Source organism: Streptomyces sp. SP17BM10 (assembly GCF_036322405.1).
Taxonomy (GTDB): domain Bacteria; phylum Actinomycetota; class Actinomycetes; order Streptomycetales; family Streptomycetaceae; genus Kitasatospora.
Map to the genome: position 1 here is coordinate 1 of NZ_JAQYXB010000520.1, position 348 is coordinate 348.

The 348-nt window shown below is 83.3% G+C and carries 1 protein-coding gene; it reads right to left on the reverse strand.

What is annotated here, in order from left to right:
• On the reverse strand, positions 1-348 hold a 348-nt coding region (locus PUR71_RS10630), incomplete at both ends, for a hypothetical protein (protein ID WP_329926428.1).

A 348-nucleotide genomic window follows, 5' to 3' on the forward strand; every position in this document is an offset into this window, starting at 1 on the left:
GCCGCCGGGCGTGGCGGCCAGGCGCCGGCCGAGGCACCCGGTCGGCCGCACGGCGAGCTGGTCGTCCCCGCCCCGGTCGGCGATGACGGCGGCCAGCAGGGCGGCGGAGCGCCGCGCGACGCTCGGCGGCAGGACGATCAGCCCGCCCCAGCCCCGGGGCGGTTCGAGCGCGGCCACCCCGCCGAGGCCCCACACCGCCGCCGGCGCGGCGACCTCCGGGGACTCGGTGACGCCCACGGCGACCGCGCACCCGCTCACGCACCACAGCCGGGCCACGACGCCGGCCTCGCCCAGCCCGCCGAGCAGGCGGTCCGCCCGGGCGAGACCGGCGCGCACACCACCGGCGGC